25 protein-coding genes and 2 pseudogenes are annotated in these 24,917 nt (G+C 33.1%); 5 read left to right on the forward strand and 22 right to left on the reverse strand.

Annotation, left to right across the window (positions count from 1 at the left end; translation table 11 throughout):
* Window position 1: 1 nt before the first annotated feature.
* From FP432_RS02710 to FP432_RS02755, 10 genes are all read right to left on the reverse strand, one after another.
* Entirely contained in the window at window positions 2–871 is an 870-nt protein-coding gene (locus FP432_RS02710) for a YveK family protein (protein WP_265489323.1), read from the reverse strand.
* Between the two features lie 2 nt (window positions 872–873).
* Complete coding sequence (locus FP432_RS02715; RefSeq protein ID WP_265489324.1) at window positions 874–1,902, reverse strand: LCP family protein; 1,029 nt, start codon at window positions 1,900–1,902, stop codon at window positions 874–876.
* Window positions 1,903–2,198: 296 nt separating this feature from the next.
* Window positions 2,199–2,345, reverse strand: coding sequence for a hypothetical protein (locus FP432_RS02720; RefSeq protein ID WP_265489325.1), 147 nt, complete (start codon window positions 2,343–2,345; stop codon window positions 2,199–2,201).
* A gap of 113 nt (window positions 2,346–2,458) precedes the next feature.
* Window positions 2,459–2,806: a sigma-70 family RNA polymerase sigma factor gene (locus tag FP432_RS02725; RefSeq protein ID WP_265489326.1), complete on the reverse strand. Its 348-nt coding sequence runs from the start codon at window positions 2,804–2,806 to the stop codon at window positions 2,459–2,461.
* 361 nt (window positions 2,807–3,167) lie between these two features.
* The gene (locus FP432_RS02730) at window positions 3,168–4,055 is read right to left on the reverse strand and encodes a hypothetical protein (protein ID WP_265489327.1); all 888 of its coding nucleotides are present in this window, start codon (window positions 4,053–4,055) and stop codon (window positions 3,168–3,170) included.
* A 101-nt stretch (window positions 4,056–4,156) separates the two neighbouring features.
* Window positions 4,157–4,999, reverse strand: coding sequence for a hypothetical protein (locus FP432_RS02735; protein ID WP_265489328.1), 843 nt, complete (start codon window positions 4,997–4,999; stop codon window positions 4,157–4,159).
* A gap of 199 nt (window positions 5,000–5,198) precedes the next feature.
* Window positions 5,199–6,449 (reverse strand): NupC/NupG family nucleoside CNT transporter, encoded by a 1,251-nt coding sequence (locus FP432_RS02740; protein ID WP_265489589.1) that lies wholly within the window; start codon window positions 6,447–6,449, stop codon window positions 5,199–5,201.
* A gap of 169 nt (window positions 6,450–6,618) precedes the next feature.
* Complete coding sequence (locus FP432_RS02745; RefSeq protein WP_265489329.1) at window positions 6,619–7,377, reverse strand: SGNH/GDSL hydrolase family protein; 759 nt, start codon at window positions 7,375–7,377, stop codon at window positions 6,619–6,621.
* Window positions 7,378–7,399: 22 nt separating this feature from the next.
* Window positions 7,400–7,966, reverse strand: coding sequence for a DNA-3-methyladenine glycosylase I (locus FP432_RS02750; protein ID WP_265489590.1), 567 nt, complete (start codon window positions 7,964–7,966; stop codon window positions 7,400–7,402).
* Complete coding sequence (locus FP432_RS02755) at window positions 7,963–9,303, reverse strand: dihydrolipoyl dehydrogenase family protein (protein WP_265489330.1); 1,341 nt, start codon at window positions 9,301–9,303, stop codon at window positions 7,963–7,965. The genes FP432_RS02750 and FP432_RS02755 overlap by 4 nt, the downstream gene beginning before the upstream one ends.
* A gap of 129 nt (window positions 9,304–9,432) precedes the next feature.
* On the opposite strand from FP432_RS02755, the gene FP432_RS02760 reads away from it, so the two are divergent.
* Complete coding sequence (locus tag FP432_RS02760; protein ID WP_265489331.1) at window positions 9,433–9,948, forward strand: hypothetical protein; 516 nt, start codon at window positions 9,433–9,435, stop codon at window positions 9,946–9,948.
* Between the two features lie 50 nt (window positions 9,949–9,998).
* On the opposite strand, the pseudogene FP432_RS02765 reads toward FP432_RS02760, so the two are convergent.
* Window positions 9,999–11,346 (reverse strand): annotated as a pseudogene (locus FP432_RS02765) (DHA2 family efflux MFS transporter permease subunit).
* 271 nt (window positions 11,347–11,617) lie between these two features.
* Here FP432_RS02765 and FP432_RS02770 point away from each other — a divergent pair.
* Window positions 11,618–12,265, forward strand: coding sequence for a hypothetical protein (locus FP432_RS02770; RefSeq protein ID WP_265489332.1), 648 nt, complete (start codon window positions 11,618–11,620; stop codon window positions 12,263–12,265).
* A gap of 195 nt (window positions 12,266–12,460) precedes the next feature.
* On the opposite strand, the gene FP432_RS02775 is transcribed toward FP432_RS02770, so the two are convergent.
* From FP432_RS02775 to FP432_RS02810, 8 genes are all read right to left on the reverse strand, one after another.
* Window positions 12,461–13,348, reverse strand: a complete 888-nt coding sequence (locus FP432_RS02775) for an SEC10/PgrA surface exclusion domain-containing protein (RefSeq protein WP_265489333.1) — start codon at window positions 13,346–13,348, stop codon at window positions 12,461–12,463.
* A gap of 502 nt (window positions 13,349–13,850) precedes the next feature.
* Window positions 13,851–14,432: a hypothetical protein gene (locus tag FP432_RS02780; protein WP_265489334.1), complete on the reverse strand. Its 582-nt coding sequence runs from the start codon at window positions 14,430–14,432 to the stop codon at window positions 13,851–13,853.
* Between the two features lie 287 nt (window positions 14,433–14,719).
* Entirely contained in the window at window positions 14,720–15,694 is a 975-nt protein-coding gene (locus tag FP432_RS02785) for a DUF3642 domain-containing protein (protein WP_265489335.1), read from the reverse strand.
* Between the two features lie 889 nt (window positions 15,695–16,583).
* Window positions 16,584–16,841: a HigA family addiction module antitoxin gene (locus FP432_RS02790; protein WP_265489336.1), complete on the reverse strand. Its 258-nt coding sequence runs from the start codon at window positions 16,839–16,841 to the stop codon at window positions 16,584–16,586.
* An 828-nt stretch (window positions 16,842–17,669) separates the two neighbouring features.
* A complete protein-coding gene (locus tag FP432_RS02795) occupies window positions 17,670–17,981 on the reverse strand; it encodes a HigA family addiction module antitoxin (protein WP_265489337.1) in 312 nt (103 codons plus the stop codon).
* 41 nt (window positions 17,982–18,022) lie between these two features.
* A complete protein-coding gene (locus FP432_RS02800; RefSeq protein ID WP_265489338.1) occupies window positions 18,023–18,148 on the reverse strand; it encodes a hypothetical protein in 126 nt (41 codons plus the stop codon).
* A gap of 164 nt (window positions 18,149–18,312) precedes the next feature.
* Window positions 18,313–19,257 carry a restriction endonuclease gene (locus FP432_RS02805; protein ID WP_265489339.1) on the reverse strand — a complete coding sequence of 315 codons (945 nt, stop codon included), beginning with the start codon at window positions 19,255–19,257 and terminating at the stop codon, window positions 18,313–18,315.
* Between the two features lie 68 nt (window positions 19,258–19,325).
* Complete coding sequence (locus tag FP432_RS02810; protein WP_265489340.1) at window positions 19,326–20,240, reverse strand: restriction endonuclease; 915 nt, start codon at window positions 20,238–20,240, stop codon at window positions 19,326–19,328.
* Between the two features lie 83 nt (window positions 20,241–20,323).
* On the opposite strand from FP432_RS02810, the gene FP432_RS02815 reads away from it, so the two are divergent.
* On the forward strand, window positions 20,324–21,421 hold the full coding sequence (locus FP432_RS02815) for a restriction endonuclease subunit S (protein ID WP_265489591.1): 1,098 nt from the start codon (window positions 20,324–20,326) through the stop codon (window positions 21,419–21,421).
* Window positions 21,422–21,509: 88 nt separating this feature from the next.
* Here the strand turns inward: FP432_RS02815 and FP432_RS02820 are convergent.
* From FP432_RS02820 to FP432_RS02830, 3 genes and pseudogenes are all read right to left on the reverse strand, one after another.
* Window positions 21,510–21,809: pseudogene (locus FP432_RS02820) on the reverse strand (HigA family addiction module antitoxin).
* Between the two features lie 154 nt (window positions 21,810–21,963).
* Window positions 21,964–22,272, reverse strand: a complete 309-nt coding sequence (locus FP432_RS02825; RefSeq protein WP_265489341.1) for a type II toxin-antitoxin system mRNA interferase toxin, RelE/StbE family — start codon at window positions 22,270–22,272, stop codon at window positions 21,964–21,966.
* Entirely contained in the window at window positions 22,272–22,574 is a 303-nt protein-coding gene (locus FP432_RS02830) for a type II toxin-antitoxin system RelB/DinJ family antitoxin (protein ID WP_265489342.1), read from the reverse strand. Before FP432_RS02830 ends, FP432_RS02825 begins: the two co-directional genes overlap by 1 nt.
* Before the next feature lie 436 nt (window positions 22,575–23,010).
* On the opposite strand from FP432_RS02830, the gene FP432_RS02835 reads away from it, so the two are divergent.
* Both FP432_RS02835 and FP432_RS02840 read left to right on the forward strand, forming a co-directional pair.
* The gene (locus tag FP432_RS02835; RefSeq protein ID WP_265489343.1) at window positions 23,011–23,901 is read left to right on the forward strand and encodes a restriction endonuclease subunit S; all 891 of its coding nucleotides are present in this window, start codon (window positions 23,011–23,013) and stop codon (window positions 23,899–23,901) included.
* A gap of 68 nt (window positions 23,902–23,969) precedes the next feature.
* Window positions 23,970–24,902, forward strand: a complete 933-nt coding sequence (locus FP432_RS02840; protein ID WP_265489344.1) for a site-specific integrase — start codon at window positions 23,970–23,972, stop codon at window positions 24,900–24,902.
* Window positions 24,903–24,917 lie beyond the last annotated feature (15 nt).

Here is a 24,917-nt window from a genome sequence, read left to right on the forward strand (position 1 = left end):
CTTAAACACGTTTATTACGACGATTACCCTTATTCTTATCCTTGTTAAGACTGAAGCTGTTAGATAAGTTGAAGTGAGTAACCGTACCTAAATTGGTCAAACCTAATTCATTGCTTAAGTAATCATCCTCACGCACAGTAGTGTTCATGGCATCACGCGTAATAATAATTGCAATTGCGATAATGAAACCTAAGACTAAGCCACCAAGGGTGAACAACTTAGTATTAGGGAAACTCTTTACACCCTTACTTGCATGAGAAACAATAGTCACATTGTTTACATTCATGATCTTAGGAATCTTTTTCTTAAATGAGTTAGCCACTGCATTCGCAATTGCCTTTGATTGGTCAGGGGTAATTGCAGTTGCAGTTAAAGTGAAGACTTGAGAATTTTGTTGGGTTTGGACACTAACAGCCTTATTTAATTCTTTAGCTGAATAGTCGTAACTTTGACCATCACGTTCAGTCACAGCTGGTTGAGCTGCTCGTACTCGACGCCGAACACCATCTGCACCAACAACATATTTTGCTTTTTGTGCTTTCTTCACTACCTTAACTGGGTTAGCAAGATACTTAGAAGCATCATTCAAAATTACCGGACTAGTGATAATGTCCTTATAAGTATTGATCATTTGCACGTCGGCTTGTTGAGCATTGTAAAGCGCGTTGGGATCACGGTCTTTCTTCTGGTTAACCAGAATTTGCGCACTAGAACTATATTTTGGTTGAATAGCAAATTCTGCAACTGCAAAACCAATAATTCCTAAACCAACAGTCCAAATAATCACTGATAAGATATGTTGTTTAAATAATCGCCATAAGCGCAACAAATCAATTGAATTACTTTGTGCTGCGTTGTTGTTATTTTCCAATCCTATTCTCCATCCTCTATTACGGTTGCTTTGCTTAAACCTAAGTTTGAGCGAATTTCGTTACTTACGCGTTGGCGTTCCTTTTGGTTGATGTATTCTTCTTCCATCTGACCAAATCTTGGCGTATCAATCATTTGACCATGACCTTGGGCGTGATCAGTTGAAGTATGGTCAGTTGCCTGACGGTAATTCATTGCAATCTTCATCATTTGACCCATGGTCAAATCAGTTTGCATGTTAGAAGACATTGAATCTAAGAACTTCTTATTTAATAAGGTAGTTGGTGAAACTGACTTCTTAAGCAAAGCTACGATGACACGACGTTCACGATCTTGACGACCATAGTCATTATTTGGATCACCATGACGCGTTTGGGTAAAGGCCAAAGCTTTTTTACCATCAAGGTGGTACTTGTGACCCTTAACGAACTTGTAACCCATGTTTTCGAAAGTTAATGGTGAAACAACATCGATACCACCGACTTGATCAACACCCTTAACTAAACCTTCCATATTAACTAAGATGTAGCCATCAATTGGAACACTATAGTATTTATCAAGAGTCTTAATGGTTTCAGCTACGCCACCTTCAGCATAAGCGGCATTAATCTTAGTAAAACCATCTTGGCTGTAACCTGGAAGCTTAGCTTTCATATCACGAGGAATTGAAACAATCTTAGTTTGATTAGTCTGAGGATTGATGCTGACCATCATGATCGTATCGGTTCTACCTTTATAATCACGACCCATTGCACCAGTATCAGTACCTAATAGCAAAATATTGATTGGTTTCTTTTCATCGAGTAATTTATCAAGCTTTGCCCGATTCTTATTGCTTTGATTTGTTTTAGCAACTGGTGAGTAAGAACCATTAGTAGCATCCCGCAAGTTCTTATACATAAAGCCACCAACTAAAACCGCCGCAACAAAAAGCACGACAATAATACCGCCTAGCCACCACCAGAACTTTCTCATACGGTGGTGATGGTGATGATGTCTCTTCTTTACATTTTTCTTTTTATTTTCATCCATGTAAAAATTAACTCTCTTCTCTCAAGATTGCTTAAACATAAATGTTGCTATGAAAAGTTTACAATAAATTTAAGAATTTTACACCCTAAATTTCAAAAATGTTATTAAGAAGTCTCATCTGCAAATTTTCTAGACTCTTATTCTTATACCTTTAGCAGCTACTTTGAATATACAAATCTTTTAACTTAACAAAATTAACAAACTATTTCAGTTATAGTTTGCTATAAGCGTTATTTTATCAATCACATTAAATTTAGTTATAGAAAAAACGATACTTCGTTTTTGAAGTACCGTTTTTAATTCTTAGCTTTCATTTCATTACTTTCTTTTTTGTTAGCAGTTAATCTTAAGATAGTAATTACTAAGCCAATTGCCATGTTCACAATTGAAAAAATTAAGCTAATTCTTTTTAAAGTTGAAATTTCTTTATCTTTTTTTGTCATTTCTTCCACTCCACTTCTATTTTTATATTTTTATTGTACCCCTGCACCATTTATTCTTCTAGCAAAAAAGACAGCTTTTTTAGCTGCCTAGTGTATGTGTCCCTTTATTCAATTTATAGTTGTGCTCTTAGTTTTAAGAGTAGCTTTTTCTTCATTCTTTGCAAGCTGATGCGGGGAATCCCACATTCTTGGGCTAACTGGGTTACTGTCTTGTTGGCAAGTAAATGTTCAAAGAGCAAAGCATATTCAATTGGATTTAGCTTTTTGATTTCATCTTTTAAAACCACCAAGTTATCCCAATCAAGTTCTGGCTGATAGAGCTCATAACTTGCTTCTAAATCAGTATTACGCTCATCATGTTTTTGTACTTTACGCAAAGAATCAATGGTCTGCCAGATAATTTTTCTAAAGGCTAACTTATCGACTTCTGCTTGGTCCTTATCTGCCCACTTATCTAACATCTGGGCATAAAGAACCACGCCATCCTGCAATAAATCTTAGTAATTAATATAATCACGACGCACCGAAGCTGCTTTTAAGGCTCCGGCAACTAACTTCTTATTGTTCCAAGCTTTCATAAAACTTATTTGACTAATCATTGTGTGACAATCTCCTTAATTTCTTGTCACAAGCGCTTGTGCACTATTAGATTAGCAAGGATCAATTTTTGATAAAAACCAAGGTGAATTGCAGTTAAACAGACATCCCTCTTAAAAAGTTATCTCATTACTACATTCAAGTTTTCCTATAAGTGACGGCTAAAATCCTTTTTACCTTGGGACAAAAAAATCAGCAAACTTAGTTGCTGATCTAATTATTATGCTATTTTTGCTTCATAAAATTGTAAGTCGCCTTACCATCAAGACTAGTGTAAAGAATTTTACTTTGATCTGTAGGGTCAATTAGTGAAATTGGCTCATGGACCTCTAAAGTATCATAAATATTACTGGAAAGATCATCAAGAACTTTAGTTAATTGCCTCCATCCCTCCGGATCTACTCCTTCTTTTATTTCAGTAATATTCTCTTTTACATTTTCCCTAAGTGGTAGGAAAGTGAACATTTTCTTATTCTCATCGTAGCCAAATTGAACCTCGCCGTTAAAGTTATCATTCAATTGCTTTACTGCTTCATTAATCAAGAATTTTTTGCTTGCTTTTTCCCTATAAGCTTGACTAACATGCCCCGTAGCAAAAGCCTCGATATATTTATCTTCTTTCACTTTATATGGTTTAATATCAGCTTGTTTTACTGCTTGATCAAGTTCTTTTGTAATTTTAAGTTCACTGTATTTTACGTTATAGCCAGTAACAGCAAATATCTTAACTTTCATATATTTATGCTCATAGAGATTTTGATTTTGTAAAAGAACTAAACCGATTGAAATACATAATTTAAATTTATGATTCTTTACTTTGGCATAGCTTGTATCTTCACTAGAACCAAGGTTAGAAAATTTACTACGTCCTACTATAGGTGCCTGTGCCATCACTTTTGCACCATCAGGTGCATTGGTTGTTCCTGTTACTTCAACAATTGAACGAATATCAAGATCTGATGTTTTCACACTTTTTATCTTTGTTGAATAAACTGTTAATCCCTTATAAGTAGTACCACCACTACTTATGTTTTTCTTAGTGCCACAGGCAGCACTTACGATCCCAATCAAGACTACTATCGCCACTAAAGAAAAATATCTTAATTTTTTCACAACTTTTATCCTCATTCTTCCTTAAAATAACTTGCATTATTTTATCCTTTCTAAGAATAAAAAAACAACCAGCAAATTTACTTGCTGATTGCTGTTAAATCTTAATAAATTGAATCTTGACGTTTGCTGATTCTTTTCAATAATTTTAGATCACTTTCATTAACTGGCACATCGAACAGGTGGCTAATGGCACGTCCAATTTGTTTGAAATCAAGATCTTCTAGTTTAGTAATAATCTGTTTTAGCATCACTTCGTCATAAGTAATGAGCCGGCGTGGCATTAAATAGGCTTCATCATCTAAAATAGATGACGATCGTTTAAGACGCTTACAAGCACGTAAGTGCAAACCCAATTCATGCAAACTCTCTTTAATAATCTGACCCAAAATCCAGTTATGGGTAATCCCTTCGCCCAATCTTGCTGGCAAATGACGACAACAATTATTAAATTCAAAGCGATATCCCACCGTGGTAATAAATGAGATTTCTTGCTTATTTACTTGATAATCACTAATATGGTGCAAGCTAATCCAATCAGTATTCTGATCAAAATAGCCATTTAGTGAGAAATAGGCAGTTTGCCAGACGGAAATGATATGGTGATATTTAAAGCCGAGCATTTCATTAATATGTTTTTGAAAACTAGCACCGAAAAGTAATTTATTCCTAAAAAAATCGTGCACTAGCTGACGACTAGATTTTCTACTTAATACAATTCCTCTTTCTTGATCAAAAATGACGGTCTGATATTTACCTAACAAAGGCTCCTGCGAAAAGTCATATAAAGCAATCATCTGCGGATTTATGCTATAAGTAGAATCCTCATGCATCCGAGCTAAACTTCCTGCTTGCTTAACAATTGCTCGCTTAACCTTCTCCTTTGACCAAATCTTCTCTTGGGGCAAGCCAGCTTGGTATAAACTTAAGTCAGTTTGTCCTATCATGTTTTTCTCCTTTACAATATATTTTTCTCAAAAAATAGCATAGCAAGAAAGAAATTTAATAGGAACTGTTATTTTTGATCTTACCCAAAATGGATAAAACCCTGCACAAGTTACACGTTTTGGTTAAAAATTAGTCCTTTACTCATTTCTAGAGAAAGAAAAAAAGTTACTAGAAAATTCTAGTAACTTTTTAATATTTTTACCAAACGAATAAGCCCATCATTCCAGCAGTTAGCAATGATACTAAGATACCAGAAAGTAATAAGTAAGCAACGTTCTTAGAAATAAGATTATTCTTTTCTTTGTTAACAATTCCCTTGAAACATCCGATAATCATACCCAAAGTTGAGAAGTTAGCAAAACTAGTTAAGAAGGCCGTTAAGACTGCTTGGTAGTGAGGAGCATAAGATTTAACATGACCTGTTACTTGTCCCATTACCACAAACTCGTTAGTAACTAACTTGGTACCCATATGTTGGGCAAATTGGAGGGACTCAGTTGGGTTAAGTCCAGTTAGCCATGCAAATGGATACATTACGATTCCCAATAAGTGTTCAAGTGAAAGCCAAGGATTAATAAGTCCTAAAAGCTTGTTGATTAAGTCTGCTAAAGCAACAAAGGCAATAACATTAGCAGTAATAATTAAAATCAACTTACCTGCACCAAGGATTGAATCACCTAAGAAGGAGAAGAAAGGTTCCTTACCAGGAGTTGGTTCTTCAGCAGCTTTACCACCTTCAACTTCTTCTTCCGCAACTATTTCGCTACTCTTCATTGTCGCAATGGTATCTTCTTCAGGGGTAACCTTGATTGGATTAAGCATTGCAGTAACAATCAAAGCATTAATTACGTTTAATGGGACAGCGGTCAAAATGTATTGACCAGGCATCATTTTGGTATATGAACCAATAATTGAAGCAGTAACGCAAGACATTGACATCATGGCCAAAGTCAAATTACGTTTAGCGTTGATTTGCTTTAATTGTAAAGCGGAAACAGCTAAGGCTTCAGTGTTACCTAAAAACATCATTTCAACAGCGAAGAATGATTCAAATTTAGGTTGACCAGTAAGTTTAGATAAGCCCTTGCCAATCCACTTAACAATCCAAGGTAAGATACCAATATAAGTCAAAATATCAAATAATGGTACAATCATTAAAATTGGCATCAATACTTGGAAGAACCAATCCATTTGCTTGACATTCACCATACTTGGGAAGGCAAACTCAATTCCTTTGTAGGCAACATCCATCAATTCGTTAAAGCCACTAGCTGCTCCTTCAACAATGGCACGTCCAATAGAAAAACTAGTCAAGAACCAGGCTAAGATCAGGTTAAAGATAACCATGGTAATAACCCCACGCCAATTGATGGCTTTTTTATCCTTAGAAAAGATAAAACCGATCAAAAGAAAAATCAACACACCGACAATATTGATCGCTAAATACATCATGACCCTCTCTCATAGATAATCTCAAAATATTTTAATTTAAATTAATGTAAGTTTAGCCGAATATTAGCCAGCTGTAAACCTTAAATTGTTACTTTTTTGGATATTTTTATGAGAAAGTGTTTCACCTTAATCTAATAAAAGAGATCCAGCTTTTACTGGACCTCTATTACTTATTCAATATTTGCGTTAATTCTTGTTCAAAAACTGGTAACCAAAGCTTCAAGTACCCTTCTCGTGTTGGATGAATATTATCAAACATCGCATTTGGATGGGCAGACGTTGCCGCCATTAAAGCTTGATTATTGAAAAGATCAATAACTTTAAAATGCCACTTTTCTTGGATCTTTTTCAATAAGTCCACTAACTCTTGATATTGTTCAACAGGCTCTATTTGCGGACAAGTATAAAACACCAAGGGACAATCTAGTTCAGTAGTTATATAACGTGCTACTTCTTCAATGGCACCAAGCGTTGTCTCGCAGTCAAAATTTTCCTTTTGGCTAGCTGGTGTAATCTTACCGAGTTCTTTGTCATTTTTATAATCATTAGTCGATAGCTGACAAACAAAAAGATCATAATTCTGCTTTTGGTCAAAATCATGATAAAGGCGTTCAAGATAACCATCTTCAGTTAAACCTGCTAAGGTTGTCCCCGAAATAGCTGACTTAGTTATGGCAACCCCATCTTTAGCAGCCAAGTAATCAACAAATGACACATCTTTAGCCGCAAAGCCAGCAGTAATCGAAGAACCCAAAAAGGCAATCTTTTTACCAGCTAAAGGTGAAGTTGCATCAAAACTAACATAATCCGGACTAAAGCATTCAGCGTTTCCTTCTTCATAGCGAGGCGAATTAAGCATGGACATGATTTGCTTTAAACCTTCCCGTCTTTGACTATTACTTAATTCTTGCTTATTTTTACTCATTCATAATTCCTTCATTGTTACATTAATTCCTAAATTGACAGTTTGCTAAATGATCATTGACTAAACCCACTGCTTGTAAAAAAGAATACACTGTCACAGGACCAACAAACTTGAAACCCTCTTGCTTCATTGCCTTTGAAACCTTGGTAGACAGAGGTGTACTTGCTGGAACATCTGACATTTTTTGATAGTGATTATCAAGAGGCTGCGGAATATATTTTAATAAAAAGTCACGAAAAGTTTTATCTGCTTGATGCCACTTAACTAATACCTGAGCATTATTAATAGCCGCCCTAATTTTTAAACGATTTCGAATAATACCACTATTCTGCATTAATTGCTCAAAATCTGCTTGCGTAAATTGAGCGACTTTTTCGACATCAAAACCTGCAAAAGCTTGACGGAAGTTCTCCCGTTTATGGAGAATTGTTGCCCAGGTTAAACCTGATTGAAAACTTTCTAAAACAAGCATCTCATAAAGGTACTTTTCATCAAGATTCAACTTACCCCATTCATGATCATGGTAATTCCGATAAAGCTCATCACTGTTGTTACCCCAAGTGCAACGAGTTAATTCTTGCTTCACTATCTTAAGTCACCACCAACTTTATCAGCTAATGCTGGATAAATTGGTACGATTTGCTTTTCCCAATCTTTGCGACTAATTCCAAGAGCGATTGCTGGAATAAAGTTATTAATATCATCTGCGGCGGTGGCAGATAGTTCACTAGCACCAACTAAACGATCATCTTGATCAAAAACAAGGGTCAATTTTGCTGGCTTTTCATTAAGCCCAGCATAAAGGCTACTACCTGCTAAGTCATGTTCTTCCACCGTGTAGTGTTTGCTATCAGCTTCAGCCACTTCAGGATTAAGACCTGCTTGCGCAATCTCTGGGAAAGTAAAGGCTGCTGTACCAACAGTTGGACGCAAGTATGGTGCATCGCTCCCCTTTTCAAAGATTTCAAAGATATAGTTAGCTTCACTTTCAGCTACAGTAGTTAATTTAGGTAATTTTTGGTTAGCAACATCACCGATAGCATAAACGCCTGGTACACTTGTTTCAAGGTGGTCATTAACTTCAATGCCATGTTTTGAATATTTGATGCCAACATGGTCAAGGTCAAGTTTTTCAATATTAGGAATCCGGCCAGTAGCATCCAAAACATAATCAGTCATAAAGACAGAACCGTCTTTGGTCGTCACTACCATGCCATTACCAGTATCAGCGTTTTCAAGGGTATTTACCTCGCTAAACAAGCGAATATGAATGTTACGTTTTTCCATTGCTTCAACTAACTGCACCGTATATTTATGGTAGAAACCACGCAAAACGCGATCTGAACGAACTAAAATAGTGACGTCACTACCAGCAGCTGCGAGGAAAGTTCCTAGCTCCATACTGATATAACCCCCACCAATAATTGTGGTTCTCTTAGGCACATTATCAAGAGATAAAACATCATCGGAAGTATGGGTCTTATCATCACCGGGAAAACGTACTTTATGAGAGTGAGCACCTGTAGCAATGATGATCTTATCGCCTTCGTATTTTTCACCATTTACTTCAATTACATGAGGTTCAACAAACTTGCCATAACCTTCAGCTACATCGCCTAGCTTATAAAAATTAGCCTTAGTTTCTTCAGGCCAAGAATCAAAACGCGCCTTCTTATTTTGCATTAATTGTTGCCAATTAATTTTTGCTGGTTGGACTAAGCCACGTCCAGCTAATTGCTCAGTCATTAAAGCTGTATGAACTGTTCCCTCAAGAAAAATCTTCGGTTCACAACCAACGTTTGGACAAGTTCCACCAAACATGCCACCTTCAACAGCCAAAATCTTCTTGCTAGCTGCTGATAATTTACCAGCCAATTTATAACCAGCTGGACCAGTACCTAAAATAATATAGTCATATTTCTTCATCTTAAGGACCTCTTTTTTTCTTACTTTCACATATAGAATACTATTTTTAACCAGCAGATTAAATTTTTTAGCTTCATATATTATTGGTGAAAGTTTATAATTAAATAAAACACTTTTTTGGAGGAAAAGATGAAAAAAATTATTTTTGGTTCGATGATTGCTTTGCTTTTAACAACTGCTGGTTGTCGTGAAGATCCCGACGCCCATATTATTAAACATCCAAAAACAAGTACAAAAGTCGTTAAAAAGACTAAGAAAACTAGCAAGAAGTCTACTAAAAAGACTACACCTAAAAAAGAAACCACTAAAAAACCAGTAGAACAAAAAGAGTCACCTGCAGACGATTCACAAGCAGATACTGCTACTCAAAATCAAGGGACAGATTCAACTACTAGTTCTAATTCGCAAACAAGTCAAACTCAAAGCAGTCAGCCAAGTACTACTTATAACAATAGTAATAGTAACAGCTATTATCGTCCAACTACGCCAAGTTATCCAACTTATCACTACACTTCAAGCTACACGGCTCCAAGCTCTAATAATACTAACAGTGCCACATCAAGCAATGACAATACTAGTCAAATTACTAGTGAAGACACAGCAAGCAGTGAAGATATTAGTGATGACACTAATCTTGCAGAATAAAAAGAAGGAAGGTTTGAAGCCTTCCTTCTTTTTTGCTTTTATGCTTAAAGTTATTTTTCTTTCTTAATTAAGAGTCCAAGTAATAATCCAATTACTACTAGAACAACTGTGAAGTAGAAACCAAAGTGAGCACCATTAGTAAAGGCAACTGCTTTATTAGCAGTATGAGCTGCAGTTTGACCAGCTGCAAGTAAAATGGTAGCAATCGCAGTCGCAATCGCACCAACAATTTGTTGTAAGGTGTTCATAATTGTACTACCATCAGCTGATTGTGGTCCTTGAACTGCATTCAAGGCATAAGTTTGAGCTGGTGACATTGCTAATGGACAACCAATCATCAAGATAACTTGAGACAAGATAATGTACCAAATTGGTGAGGTAGTTGTTACACAAGCAAGCATAATTGCACCAACCAAGGCGAGCACAAATCCAATCATCACTGGTGCTTTGGCGCCGATTTGATCATAAACGCGACCACTAATTGCAGAAGTAATCGCATTAATCAAACCACCAGGTAACATAATAATACCGGTTAAAGCTACGGCTAATAAACGACCACTTTGGATGTATTGTGGTAATAAGTACATTGACGAAAGGATGATAGCAAAGTCAACCATCACAATTAAAGCCCCTACTCTAAATTGTTCGATTGAAAAAATACGTAAGTTTAAAATAGGATTCTTTAAGCTAACTTGGCGATGTACATATAAGGCCAAAATCACAATTGCAACGATGATTAAAGCCCAAACAACGAATGAACCTAAACCCATATCTCCAGCTAAACTTACACCACTAACTAAAGCAGAAAATCCAACTACTGATTCAATAATTGAAATAAAGTCTACTTTTGGTCTCGTTACTTCGTTAACATTAACTAAACCAGCAATGGCAAAAATCAAGGCAACTACTAAGAATGGGACAAACATCCAGAAAATCCAGTTCCAGCTAAGGACACCTAGGATTAAACCAGTAACAGTTGGGCCAATTGCAGGAGCAAGCATGATAACCATCGCACAGGCACCCATTGCAGCACCCAATTTATCTGGTGGAAACAAAAGCATGGCCACAGTAAACATTAATGGCAAAACAATCCCTGTTCCTATACCCTGGATCATTCTTCCTGTTAACACAATGGCAAAATTTGGTGCAAGAGCAGAAATAATTGAACCAATTAAAAAGGCCAAAAGACTAAAAAAAAACTAATTGTCTGGTTGAGAACCATTTAGTTAATAAACTTGACAATGGTAAGACAATTCCGATTACTAACATATAACCAGTAACTAACCATTGCACTGTACCAGTTGGTACATTAAAAGCTTTCATTAATTGAGGTAATGCAATATTCAATGAAGTTTCAGAAAGCATTCCTACGAAAGCTCCGAGCATTAAAGCAACCATCGCAATCCATGGATGATCAGCATGCACGATTGCTTGGCGTTTTGATGTTGTATTTTCCAAAAAAATTTCCTCCTTATTTTTGGGTCGTTGATTATCATACACTTTTATTTTTATCTTCGTAAGTAATTTTTTTGTAAATCAAAGAAAAAAATTTTATAATGTAGTTTTACATTAAAATTTAATAAGCTTTCGGTTGAATATGAATTTTCTTTGAAATATTTGTGAATATATATTAAAATTAAAAAACAACGTATTAATAAGAGGAGTAATTATGTCACCAATAGATGTATTAGATGAATTTGAAGAAGAAGAAGAAAATAATCTCCCTCTAGACGCTGATGACTTCGAATTAACTCTTTTTCTGAGTAATTTTGCTGAAAATTTAAAAAAAGAGTATCACTTTTCTGTTCGGCAAATCGCATGGACCATTAAAATGTACCTCTATGAGCGAACAATTGATTCTTTGCTCGATGAGCTAGATACTCTCGAAGAATCAGAAGTTATCACAGGGCTAGAAAAAGAAGGTCAGATTAATGAAATTACCAAGCAAGTTGCCAAACTAGAAGCACGCATTTGTGTGAAAAGATGCTTTGACCAAAATTTTCGGATTAATTTAACTAAAGCATTAGTTGCCCACCAGGTTCCAGAAAAGGTACAAACGGAAATTCTATTTTTGATGTGTGGTTTTAACGAGACACAATTTGAAGATGATATCGATGAAAAAGCCGATGTTTCTATTGCCTTAGCTCCATGGATTGATGATACGCAAGCAACTGAAACAGGCTGGCAAACCGGCTTAAGTGAAGAATTTGATGACATTATGGATACTTATGGTGGAATTATTATTCCCGCTTTAACTAAGTATTTGGGCGAAGATGAAGTCGAAGAGATCTTTGATAAAAGCTTTAATCAAAACTAAAAAAGAGCGATCAATAATTGATTGCTCTTTTATTTTGTATTTCTATCCAGTTTGCCTCCCCCCCTAATTTTAAAATCAAAAAATTATGGTTGGGGTTAGAAACATAACAGTAAAACAAAAAACCGAGATATTAATATCTCGGTTTTTATATGCTTATTATTTAATCGATAAAGACATGTATATTAGGAAAAACAATTAGATGTTTGCCTTAGTGTTAAATACACGACGGTTGGCAATGTATCTGTCTGCAACACCCATGAAGTGAACAGAAATTCTTGACTTGTTGTTCTTTAAGCCTGAGAAACTAAGACCAAAGTACTTAGTAGGAGCATCAGCACCCTTTAAACTTCTAAGACCTAATAAGTCACCAGCATGTTCCCATTCAGTGTAATGTGAAGCATCATTGAAGTTAGTCATTGAACCATAGAAACCACCGAATAACATTTGTTTAACGTTAAAGTAAATTTGTTCTTTTAAGGCGTACATGCTACGAACAGAACCGTTAAATTGTGAAGTAATTGGAAGACCTGATTCATCTTCGTAAACTTGACCAGCATTCTTTAAACCAGAAGCAACAGCTGCACGAGTAATACCTGCAACATAGTGATCTGCATCCCAATCGCTCTTACCGTTGTTAGTGTATTCTTTAGCAACTCTGTCAGCAAAAGCAATAGCTGAAGTGTTAAGAACCCAAGCCTTTTTACCCATTTGGCTACGAGCTGAGTTAATTAAGCTTAAAGCGTAACGGTTAATTTCAACTTTTTGACTCCAAGTCATGTTAGTAGTGTTAACCATAGTAGTTTTATCTTTAGCATTGTTGTCGTAGAAGTTGTTTTGCTTCATACCTTGTTGAGAAGCTTGAACTAAAGCTCTCTTATCAGCGTTAGAAATGCGGTTGTTGTTTACGTTTAAAATTCTTCTTGCAGTGTAACCAGCTGGTAAAGTAATTCTAGTTTGTTCAGTAGTAGCTGCGTGAACAGTTTCAGTCTTAACAGAATTATTTACTTGGTTAATAGTAGTAACTCCACCAACAGTTAATAAAGCGGCAATAGAAATTTTAGATAACAATTTAACGTTCTTCATAGATATTCTTCTCAACTTTCTAAAATAGTTAGTAACATGTTTTTCTCTTTTTCTCTCAACAACCTTATAGTACCAGGTTTTTAGAGCATGTCTAGGTGTGTATAGTGTTAAATAACAATATGTTATAAATAACAATTACACCCGTTATTTTTGAAGACAAAGAGATTACTCATTAGGTAATAGGTGTTATTTTAAAAAGTGAGAAATAAATAATTTCAAAAAAATTTTCAAAAAATCTAAAATATATAAAAAAGGAATGGAATTACAAGTGTTATAAAACAAGATGCTGATTTTATGGGGTTTTTGCCCCCTTTATAAAGATAAAATTTGATGAATTTTTCCTAGTTTAAATAATTCATTATTTAAACAGTAGTAAAATTACTTCCTAATTCAGATAAACAAAAAAACACTTAACAAATGTTAAGTGTTTGAAAATTGGTATTAAGAAAGAAAGAATTATCCTTCTTCACTATTAGCATTAAAACTTAATATTATCCCTTTATTAAGCTCTCTTCTTAAAGAAATAAGTAACTACACTAGCTAAAACAAGTGCTAATGAACCAAAAACAGTTCCTTGTAAAAGAGTTGCATTCTTCTTAACGTGCTTTTTAGTGGAAGCTTTTTTAGTAACATGCTTCTTAGCTTGAGTTTTTACTTCTTTCTTAGAAGCTTTTTGATTAGCCTTTTGTTCTTGGTGAGCTGGTTGAGTTGAAGTTGCTTGAGAACTTGCGGCTGGTTGGTTTGTAGTGGTTTGTGCAGGTTTTGCAGTACTTTTAGCTGCTGGAACTTGCTCTACATTAGAAGTTGTAACATTTTTGGTTGAAGTTGAGACTGTTTGCTTGTTAGTTGAATTTGAAGTTTGTTCTTCTTGAGGTGCATCTTGTGCTGGAGCTAATTTTGGATATTCAACATTAGTACCTTCAACACTGTTATCAGGTGATTCTTCACCACCACCTGCTAATGGTGCACAAATTGCTTCTTCATTATTATTTGTTGCAGCGTGTACATTTGAAGTAGTTCCACTGATCATTAAACCTAAAGTAGCAATAGTAACAAAACTGGTTAAATTCTTTTGTAATTTCATAATTAATATCTTTCTTTCTAATAACTTTTTTTCTTGGTGACTTAATCTATAAATATATTAACTCTTTTATCCGGATAAAACAACACCTGTTATTTATATTTTTATAAAATAATTATTATAGTTCACGAAAAATGTTGTTATACAAGGCTTTTTACCATGTTATAAAATTTGAAATTTTTTATATTTTTGTTTTTTGACGCTATTTTTAGGGTTATAAAATAAAAAATTGGGTCTAACAAAGAAAAAAGAGTTAATGACATTACTCATTAACTCCCTTTATCGATTCTTTATTCATCATCTGAATTATCACTATTTAAAGTTGCATCGTTATCCTGGGTTGGAATATCGCTAAATGATTTATTAGCATTCTTTTGGGCAGTAGCTTGATCCTTCCAATAAATCGCATTAGCCCACATACCGGCACCTGATGCGCTAACTAAAACAGTTTGTCCATCTTCGTGAGCGAGATAGTAATAACCACCTGCACCTGCGCTTTGCATCCAACTATAGGTATGAAGCAAGCGTCGGCCACGATAAGTTTCTAAGTATCCACGACTCCAATTCTTAGTTGCTTCCGTATATGATTGATCTTGTACATAACGAGAAAAGTCAAAACCTTTAGTCATCTTATGTAGAATTACAGTACCGCTTTCCTCTTGATTGCGATAAGAAATACGATGCTTATCAAGTGTTAATGTCGTGATTGATGAATTATCATTACCAGCATTATCCGCACTATACCAAGTGCCTTGCATGTCTGCTGGGATATCAAATAGTCCCTCATCACCTGCCACGGTCGATTTTTGCTCAGCGTTTGAAGTTGCCACTTGATTCTCAGAGCTTTTATCTTTTGCTAAAAAATTATCTAAGTTAAGCTTGTGTCCTTTCACACGTTTAAAAGTTTCAGTTTGATCATCTGCATCCTTAAGCTTTAATTTGCCTTTAGCAAGCTTAGCCGTAAATTCATGATTATTTTTGCGGTCATTAATTGTGACAACAAATGTTGAACTATTCTTTTTCTTCCAAGTAAATTCTGCATCGAGGTCATCTTTGCGAGAAACGTAACGCCCAGTGCCATCTTTTTTAAACAAAATAACAGCATTCTTACCATCTTGATAAGTACCAGCAATCTCGGCAACTTTTGTCTTAGTCACTTGGCTTGACTTTGCCGTTGAACCCTTTGGCTGGGTAGTTTTATTACTACATGCAGCTAAACTAGTCATAGCCAAAATCATTGACGCAATTCCTACAACTTTTTTCATAAAATACTCCTCTTTTATAATTGGTTTACCCCATTATTTAACCATAAGGTGAGTATTTTAGCTATTTTATCCTGTAAGTTCTGCGATCTTTCAATTTGTTATAATAGATATCAGATTAAAGTTAATGCCTAGCTACCATTAACTTTAATTTAGTAGATCAGAATAACTATCACCCCTCATTTAATTAATATCTACGGAGGTGAAGAGTTATGTCTAAATTTTGGATAAACTGGAGGGAATTTCACGGTTGATTTTGCAACCGGAATTTTGATTCTTTCGATTGCTGCAATTAACTTTGCAAAAGCATATCGGATAATCAAAAAAGCTAATCATAAAGATTAGCTCTTCCCAAAAGTTATTCAAATCTACGATTGAGAGTAATGAGTGGCCGCTCATTACTCTCTCTTCATTTATATTCTATTATAATTATGTAAGTTAATTAAAGCAAATTCTTAAGGAAATTAATCATTGAAATAAACAGTTTTTCCTAGTAAAATTGTAAGAGAAAAGGAGCTAACGAATGCGACTCGTTAACTCCAATCGTAACTCGAATGACTGAAGAGATTAGCTAATCCTTGTGATTAGCTTTTTTTGTTATTACATATGCCGTTGCACACCTAATAACAAATTTGCCTAATGCATTAAGAATGATACTTACTGCAATGGCTAATGCTACCGACAAGGCTGCCTACTTCTCCAGTCTATTCCATATTGCATGGCTCTCACCTCCGTAACTTCATAGATGTTGAGGGGTGCGCAGCCATCCTAGTTACTAAACTTTTGGGAGCTACCCAAAAGCCTAATTAATATTTTAACAAAAGTAGTTGAATAAAACTTCAAATTATTAAAACAAGCATCCTCTTAAGTTTGGGGATGCTTGTTTTGGTGTTTACATATACTTTGTATTTCTTAACTCAATTTCATTTTGAATATTAAAAAAGTATTTTGGAGATACTCCAAACAATTTTCCTAAGCTACGAGAAGTATCTACAGTAATTTTTCTTTTATCATGAAGAATATCTTGAATTATTGAAGTTGATTCATTGGTATATTGCGCAATCATATTAATAGACATATTCAAGGGTACCATGAATTCTTCATATAAAATTTCACTTAGTTTAGGAGTAGGAATATTATTATTTAACATTGGCTGTTTCCTTATCGTTATAATTTATACTTTGTACAATTAATACTGGAGTAGATAACAATTTGCTATAATATTGATAGGCTAGCATTAATATCTAGCTAATACTTAATGCTAGCTTAGTAGATAAGAATGACTAACACCCCTCATTTAGTTAAATTTTACGGAGGTGAAGAGTCATGAATAATTTGGATAAACTGGAGGTATATTTACGGTTGATTTTGCGACCGGAGTTTTGATTCTTTCGATTGCTGCAATTAACTTTGCTAAAGCCTATCGAATAATCAAAAAAGCTAATCACAAGGATTAGCTCAACCTCAGTTATTCAATTCTACGATTGAGAGTAATGAGTGGCGGCTCATTACTCTCTTTTCATTTATACTTATATTATAGTTATGTGAGTTAATTAATGCAAATACAATCATGTAAGGTAAGTACTACAAATTCTTAATGAAATATAATAATTGAAATAAAAAGTCTTTACGAGTAAAATTATAAGAGAAAAGGAGTTAACGAGTGCAGTCGTTAACTCCAATCGTAACTCGAATGACTGAAGTGGTAAGCTAATCCTTGTGATTAGCTTTTTTTGTTATTACATATGCCGTCGCACATCTAATAACAAACTTGCCTACTGCATTAAGAATGAAACTTACTGCAATAGCTAAAGCTACCGACAAGGCTGCCTACTTCTCCAGTCTATTCTATGTGGCATGGCTCTCACCTCCGTAACTTCATAAATGTTGAGGGGTGTGTAGCCATCCTAGTTACTAAACTTTTGGAAGCTACCCAAAAGCCTAGATACTATTTTAGCAAAAGTAGTCGAATAAAACTTCAATTTATTAAAACAAGCATCCCTTTATTTTTAGGGATGCTTGTTTTTGTTGTTGACATATATTTTGTATTTCTTAACTCAATTTCATTTTGAATATTAAAAAAGTATTTTGGAGATACTCCAAACAATTTTCCTAAGCCAGTAGAAATATTCACAGTAATTTTCTTTTTATCATTAAGAATATCCTGAATTATTGAAGTTGATTCATTGGTAGCTCGCGCAATCATTTTAATAGACACATTCAAAGGTACCATAAATTCTTCATATAAAATTTCACTTAGTTTAGGAGTAGGAATATTATTTTTCAGCATAAGTTTATTATCTATCTGGTTATAGTTTTCTAATTTTATCATCAAACGCCCAATTTTTTGAAATAGTCGTTTAAGTCATCAACATTATTGTCATCATCAGGTATTAGCCCATTCATAATAGCAAGTTCCTTATTCATGGCTTTTTTGCTTTCTTCATCTATAATCACTGTGATCTCTCCTCCATGTTTACTTATATATAAATTATATCTATTATTTCTATCTTTAATAAATTTTGAATGAAAATTCTTGGATATTTTGGGAAAATCAAAAATTAAAACAAGCATCTCTTTAAGTTTAGGGATGCTTGTTTTTTACTATCTTATAAGTTCTACTATTCAAAAAATTCATCATCAATATCATAAAGTTCATAACTTTGATGAATCTGAACTCCAACTTTATATTGAACCATCAAATTCGTTAACATTTCGCCATCAACCAACGCAATGTTAAGTTGTTTAGCTGCTACTTTTGCTCCACTGGTGAATGAGGAAGTTGTAATAAACACACCTCGATCTGCATGCTGGCGTCTTAATGCCCCAGCAAAACCATCAATTTCAGGACTTCCCACTACATTACCTTCCGCATAGCGCTTAACCTGAACATAAATTGTTTCCATTCCAAGCGGGTCTTTATTAATAATTCCGTCAATTCCACCATCATTAGACTTCTGAGTAACTAATGATTGTCCATCAGTTCCTTTATACCCCATTTCACTCAGTAGCTTGATCATCATGTGTTCAAATTCATAAGGATCAGTACTTCTTAGTTTTAATAAAAGTTGCTCAGTTAAATCGCTTTTCTGTTTATCAAACCAATTTGAAACTTGTTTTTCAGTAAGTTCAAATGTTTGCTCTTCACTTACTGCATTCGTCTCTGCTTCATTACTTTTATCTTTTAGTTTTTTCTGATGCTCAATATAAGCAGACTGAGAATGAACCAATTCACGAGTAATGCTTAAGCCGTGCTCTTTTAAAATTGTTCTTCCTAAATCTGAAATTTGATATACACCCCGTTTAGGTGCATCCAACAAACCGGCTATTTTCAAATCACTTAATGCCCAATTTACTCTATTAATAGCAACTAAATCATGCCATTTTGATGAATAAGTCATTTTAGCTAAATTATCAGGTAAGTTTACTTCTTCAAGAACATTGTTAATTAAATCTTGACGTTTCCAAATTTTTTCAGTCTCTGCTACTTTTAAAATTGGACCTAAGAATCCATCCCAAGTTGGCATACCATTATCACTATGCTTTAAAGTTTTATAATCTATCATGCTCTAGTCTCTTTAGTTAATACCTTTATATTTTTAATCTTTTAGGTGATAAGAATGCCTCACCTTGTTTAATCAAAAAAATCTTTATCTATCTCATATGTCATCTTTGGCGTTACAAATACTTGATACTTTGCAGTTAAATCTAATAATTTTTCGCCATCAATTAAAGTAATTACTCTTGTGCCTGAACGAGCAGCATTAATGGCATCTCTAGTGAAGGATGAAGTGGTAATAAAGATTCCATATTCTGCCCTAAATTTATCCATTGCCCCTCTAAATTTATCAATCTCAGGAGAAGACACTGAATTATTTAAATTCCATCTTTTTGCCTGTATTGCCACACGTGTTGTACGGAAATCATCGTTAATTAAGTAACCGTAACCATCTATTCCACCATCACCTGAAACATTTACACCGATTTTTTCATCAATATTTACACCCATCTTTTTAATTAATTGTCGGCAAAATTCTTCAAACTTAGCAGGTGACAGATTGTTAAGTGCAGTTTGAAGTTTTTCACGCCAATCATCATTATCATTGATTACTTTTTGAACTTCTTGCTCCTTAATCTTTAAAGAAGTTACTTTGGATTTTCTTTTTGATTTTTCTTTCCAAAGAGGCTCAGTTATTTGATAAATAGAAGTTATAAATTTATCTTCTTTATTTTCAAATTTATAGCTAGCCTCTCTACCCTTCTCTGTTAAAACTACTATTCCTGCCTGAGGTCGATCAAATAATTTTGCCATATTTAAATTTGTAACAGCAAAATTAAAGGGATAATCAAAAGGATGATAAGAATTACCATTTTTTGAAATTTTAATATATGTTAAGGCATCTTCAGGAATGAAATCTGCATTTTCAACTAAAGAGCGTTTTAATTCCTTAGTGGTCGCTTCTCCACCTAATCGTTTTAGTTCTTTTACTAAAGGAAATAGCAAAGACGATTCTTGTTCATGTCGAGATAAATTATAAAAATCTTTCATTTTATTACCTTTTAAAATTATTACCTTTTAAAACTATATCTTTTCTTTAATAGTGTAACTTTGATTTATATTTCTATCTACTTATTTTTGATTGGCAGCAAGGTAAGTTAGGAGATCTTGGGTCAGTTGCAATGAATAAAAGAATTTTTAAGCATCAAACTTCACCAATTGGAGAAATTCCCTTTTATAAAATTGGAACTTTTGGTAAACAAGCAGATTCTTATATTTCTCACGAACTCTTTGAAGAATATAAGAAAAATTATCCTTTTCCTAAGAAAGGTGATCTTCTTATTGCTGCTTCTGGAAGTATTGGAAAAATAGTTGAATATCATGGAGAGAAGGCGTATTTTCAAGATTCAAATATTGTTTGGTTGGATCATAATGAAAAAGTATTAAATTCTTACTTAAAAGCTTATTATCAGATAATCAACTGGTCCGGAATTGAAGGAACTACTATAAAAAGACTTTATAATAAAAATATATTAAAAACTAAAATATGCTTTCCTTCAATAAAAGAACAAAAGCAGTTAGGAATACTCATAAAAAAGCTTGAATTTCTTATCACCCTTTTGCAAAAGAAATCTTCTCTTCAAGCCCAATTACAGCAAGGGATGTATCAAAAGTTTTTTTCCCTTAAACAAAATTATCTTAAATTTAAAAATGAAGAAAATACTTCGAAAATTGTCCCCTTAAAAGAAGCCATCACTCATGAAATAAAAGGAAAAGCAAAAAAAGAAATGTTTGGAACAAATTCAATCTATTTAGATACAGCTTATTTAAATGGAGGAAATCCTTTTTTTGTTTCTACTTCAAGTGACGTTAAAAGAAGTGATATTTTAATATTATGGGATGGCTCAAAAGCAGGTACTATTTATCATGGTGTTGAGGGCGCTTTGGGTTCAACTTTAAAAGCATATACTCCTAAATACTTCAGTTCCTATTTATACCATTATTTAAAAAGCAACCAAGCAAAAATTTATTTTAGTTTTCGAACACCTAATATTCCTCATGTAATTAAAGATTTTACTAATAGATTCATGGTTAAATTACCATCTAACAAGGAACAAGAATTAACAGGCAAATTGTTAGATAAATTTGATAATTATAAATTGGAAACAAACAAATCTATAACTATATTTAAACAGCTTAAGCAATTCCTTCTTCAGAATATGTTTATATAAGCTTTCAAAAATTTTTAATAAAAAAGAGTTAACGACCATACATTCTACAGTAGTAGAATCTATCAGTCGCTAACTCTTTTTACTTTAATTATGCAAAAGATAATTGTTTAATTTGATTATAACTATCACTATGTTCTATTTCTGCATTTCTTCACTCAACATTATTTTGAATATTCAAAAAGTACTTTGGAGATACTCCAAATAATTTTCCTAAGCGTATTGAAGTGTCTACAGTAATTTTTCTTTTATCGTGAAGAATATCTAATATTCTTGAAGATGGGACATTAATTGCTTTAGCCACAGCATAAGCAGATATATTTAAAGGCAACATAAATTCTTTATACAGAATTTCACTTACCTTCGTTGTAGGAATATTATTCTTTAACATAGATATTTCCTCCTTGTTAATGATAGTCTACAACTCTATGTTATAAAAATAATTTTTTGTTTCTAAATATAACACAAACACAACATTAACTAAGGATTTTGTCTATTCAAAGTATATAGAGAAACTTTGAAAAAAATAAATATAAGACTATTGTTTAACGTAAATTTGAATGAAAAAGTTCTTTATGAGTTCCTAATCTCACTAATCTAAATATTTTTCTCGAATCATTTTTAGTATGAATTACCAATAAATCTATTTTTCCATCTAGAAGATGGAATTCCAAATAACCCACATAATTTAAACTATCATTAGTTAAAAGATGAGGATCATATTCTTTAGGAACCTCACCAGATTCTTGCATGTATTCAGTAACTGATTGAATTTCATCCCATAAATTTGGAATCTCTTTGCTCCAACGATTTACATCTCTTAAAAATGTATCTTCAACTTTAATTTCATACATTATTTAAGATCCTTTGCACGATTTTTCATATAATTTATCAAATCTTCATTATTTGTAAAACCAGGAGTATTATCTTCAATTAATCCCATATCTTTTGCCTCAGCTAAAAGAAGTGCTTTTTTAGTTTCTTCAGTTGGGGTATCAGAATTAGTAGTAATTGAAAAAGGGATACCTTTTTGTTTAATGATTTGTTTAAAATAAATTTTTATACTGGTAGATACATCTAAGCCTAATTCATCAAGTATTTTTTTTACTTCGTCATGATCTTTTTCATTAGCACGATAACTATAAGTATGTGACATAGATAATCAATCCTTTCACAATTTATTTATAATATTATACCACACATAAAATACAATGTATTTATATAGATAAGCAACGTATAAGCAAAAATACCTTATACTTTAAGCCTTGTTACTCTAATGATGATATATTTTTATACTAAAATTAACTTGGCAGCAACGTACCATTTCTAAAATTTCTAAACGTATAACTAGAAAAAATAAAGAATTAACCTCGAAGCGACCTTTAACTATATCTGCTCAATATGGTCTAGTTGATCAAACTAATTTTTTTAACAAGCAAGTTGCAAGTAAAGATCTTTCTAACTATTTACTATTATCCAAAGGTGATTTTGCATATAATAAAAGCTATTCATCTGAAGCACCTTTTGGAGCTATAAAACAGTTAGAACGCTATAAAAGTGGGCTAGTTTCTTCTTTATATTTTGCTTTCAAAGTGAATGAAGACATAAATGATAAGTTTGTTAAGTATTATTTTGATTCAGATAAATGGCATAAAAATATATATGAAAATGCTACTGAAGGTGCTCGAAACCATGGATTATTGAATATTACTGCACAAGACTTCTTTGCGAGCAAATTAAACATTTCCCTTAATACATTAGAACAAAATAGAATCGGCCAGCTTCTTTCAAAACTCGATGATACTATAACCCTTTTGCAACGAAAAAAAGGCAATTATGAAGAGCTTAAAAAATCTCTATTACAAAATTTATTTCTCGAAAAAAATAAACTTGAACCTATTTTAAGATTTAAAACTTTTAGTAATAAATGGCAACAAAGAAAGTTGAGCTACTACTTAAAGGAATATAAAGAAAAAAGTAAAATTAATAATCAATATCCAATTCTTACTTCTTCACGGAAAGGAATATTTTTTCAAAGAGATTATTATGATGGTCACCAAATCGCTTCAAAAAATACGGTTGGTTATAATATTGTACCTAGGGGTTATTTTACCTATAGACATATGTCTGATGATTTAGTTTTCCACTTTAATATTAATAATCTTTGCGATTACGGAATTGTCAGTACTTTATATCCAGTATTTAATGTTAAAAATAATATGGATAAAAAATGGTTATACTATTACTTAAATAATAGTAACGATATGAAAAAGTACGCTCTCCTTCAGAAACAAGGTGGGTCGAGAACTTATATGTATTATTCTAAATTAAAAAATTTATCTTCTAATTTTCCTACAAAAGAAGAACAAAAACAAATTGGAAATCTTCTTTCAAAACTTGATAAAACAATAATAAGTTTCCAAAAACAATTAGATCATCTTAGCAGACTGAAACAATTCCTTCTTCAAAATATGTTTATCTAAATAATTGCAAACTAAAAACCTCTTTGAAAAATAGTCTATGTGACTAATTTATTCAAGGAGGTTTTTATATGTCACGAAAGAAATATAGTACTAAGTTGTTTTATAAGTATTATCTAGATTGGATTCACCTGTATAAAGAAAATGCTATTCGACCAGTTACACTAAATAAATACTATCTTGTTCAAAGAACACTCAAAGAGATTGCACCTGGTTTACACATGAATGAACTTGATAGAAAAAGCTATCAAAATTTATTAAATATTTATGCATTAACTCATGAAAAAACAACTACTTTGGATTTTCATCATCATCTCAAAGCCAGTCTATTTGATGCAGTTGATGATGGTATCATCAAAATGGATCCGACTAGAAGAGCTATTATCAAAGGAACTGCTACTAAGAAGAAAAGGCCAAAATTCTTAAATCTTTTTGAGCTTCAAACTTTACTAAGATCTTTAAAATTAGGATCAGAATTAAATTGGGACTGGTTTATTCTGTTAGTTGCAAAAACAGGCTTAAGATTTGCTGAAGCATTAGCCTTAACACCTGAAGATTTTGATTATGAAAAACAAAGTATCATTATTAATAAATCCTGGAATTATAAAGAAAAAACTGGTCATTTTCAGCCAACAAAGAATCCATCGTCAAATCGTACAGTGATGGTAGACTGGCAAATAATGCAGCAATTTAAGCAAATGATAGAAAATAAAGATCAGAAGAAGCCAATCTTTTTTGAAGAAGAACAAAGAGTATATAATTCAACCTTAAATCAGCGATTAGCTTCTTACTGTAAAAAAGCTGGAATCCCACCAATTTCAATTCATGGTCTTAGACATACACACGCATCATTATTACTTTATGAAGGTGTTTCAGTTGCTAGTGTTGCTAAGCGTTTAGGACATTCAAATACAACGACAACTCAAGAAACCTATATTCATATTATTCAAGAACTTGAGAATAAAGATAATGATAAAATTCTGCATCATTTATCACAACTGTAATTAAAAAAGCGCCAT

Origin of the sequence: Lactobacillus sp. PV034 (genome assembly GCF_014522305.1) — a bacterium.
Lineage (GTDB): Bacteria > Bacillota > Bacilli > Lactobacillales > Lactobacillaceae > Lactobacillus.

What these genes read in the sequence shown, in the direction of transcription:
- FP432_RS02715 (WP_265489324.1), bottom strand. Translation starts at nt 1,902, where the DNA reads ATGGATGAAAATAAAAAGAAAAATGTAAAGAAGAGACATCATCACCAT.
- FP432_RS02720 (WP_265489325.1), bottom strand. Translation starts at nt 2,345, where the DNA reads ATGACAAAAAAAGATAAAGAAATTTCAACTTTAAAAAGAATTAGCTTA.
- FP432_RS02725 (WP_265489326.1), bottom strand. Translation starts at nt 2,806, where the DNA reads ATGTTAGATAAGTGGGCAGATAAGGACCAAGCAGAAGTCGATAAGTTA.
- FP432_RS02735 (WP_265489328.1), bottom strand. Translation starts at nt 4,999, where the DNA reads ATGATAGGACAAACTGACTTAAGTTTATACCAAGCTGGCTTGCCCCAA.
- FP432_RS02740 (WP_265489589.1), bottom strand. Translation starts at nt 6,449, where the DNA reads ATGTATTTAGCGATCAATATTGTCGGTGTGTTGATTTTTCTTTTGATC.
- FP432_RS02745 (WP_265489329.1), bottom strand. Translation starts at nt 7,377, where the DNA reads ATGAGTAAAAATAAGCAAGAATTAAGTAATAGTCAAAGACGGGAAGGT.
- FP432_RS02755 (WP_265489330.1), bottom strand. Translation starts at nt 9,303, where the DNA reads ATGAAGAAATATGACTATATTATTTTAGGTACTGGTCCAGCTGGTTAT.
- FP432_RS02760 (WP_265489331.1), top strand. Translation starts at nt 9,433, where the DNA reads ATGAAAAAAATTATTTTTGGTTCGATGATTGCTTTGCTTTTAACAACT.
- FP432_RS02770 (WP_265489332.1), top strand. Translation starts at nt 11,618, where the DNA reads ATGTCACCAATAGATGTATTAGATGAATTTGAAGAAGAAGAAGAAAAT.
- FP432_RS02775 (WP_265489333.1), bottom strand. Translation starts at nt 13,348, where the DNA reads ATGAAGAACGTTAAATTGTTATCTAAAATTTCTATTGCCGCTTTATTA.
- FP432_RS02780 (WP_265489334.1), bottom strand. Translation starts at nt 14,432, where the DNA reads ATGAAATTACAAAAGAATTTAACCAGTTTTGTTACTATTGCTACTTTA.
- FP432_RS02785 (WP_265489335.1), bottom strand. Translation starts at nt 15,694, where the DNA reads ATGAAAAAAGTTGTAGGAATTGCGTCAATGATTTTGGCTATGACTAGT.
- FP432_RS02790 (WP_265489336.1), bottom strand. Translation starts at nt 16,841, where the DNA reads ATGTTAAATAATAATATTCCTACTCCTAAACTAAGTGAAATTTTATAT.
- FP432_RS02795 (WP_265489337.1), bottom strand. Translation starts at nt 17,981, where the DNA reads ATGCTGAAAAATAATATTCCTACTCCTAAACTAAGTGAAATTTTATAT.
- FP432_RS02805 (WP_265489339.1), bottom strand. Translation starts at nt 19,257, where the DNA reads ATGATAGATTATAAAACTTTAAAGCATAGTGATAATGGTATGCCAACT.
- FP432_RS02810 (WP_265489340.1), bottom strand. Translation starts at nt 20,240, where the DNA reads ATGAAAGATTTTTATAATTTATCTCGACATGAACAAGAATCGTCTTTG.
- FP432_RS02825 (WP_265489341.1), bottom strand. Translation starts at nt 22,272, where the DNA reads ATGTATGAAATTAAAGTTGAAGATACATTTTTAAGAGATGTAAATCGT.
- FP432_RS02830 (WP_265489342.1), bottom strand. Translation starts at nt 22,574, where the DNA reads ATGTCACATACTTATAGTTATCGTGCTAATGAAAAAGATCATGACGAA.
- FP432_RS02840 (WP_265489344.1), top strand. Translation starts at nt 23,970, where the DNA reads ATGTCACGAAAGAAATATAGTACTAAGTTGTTTTATAAGTATTATCTA.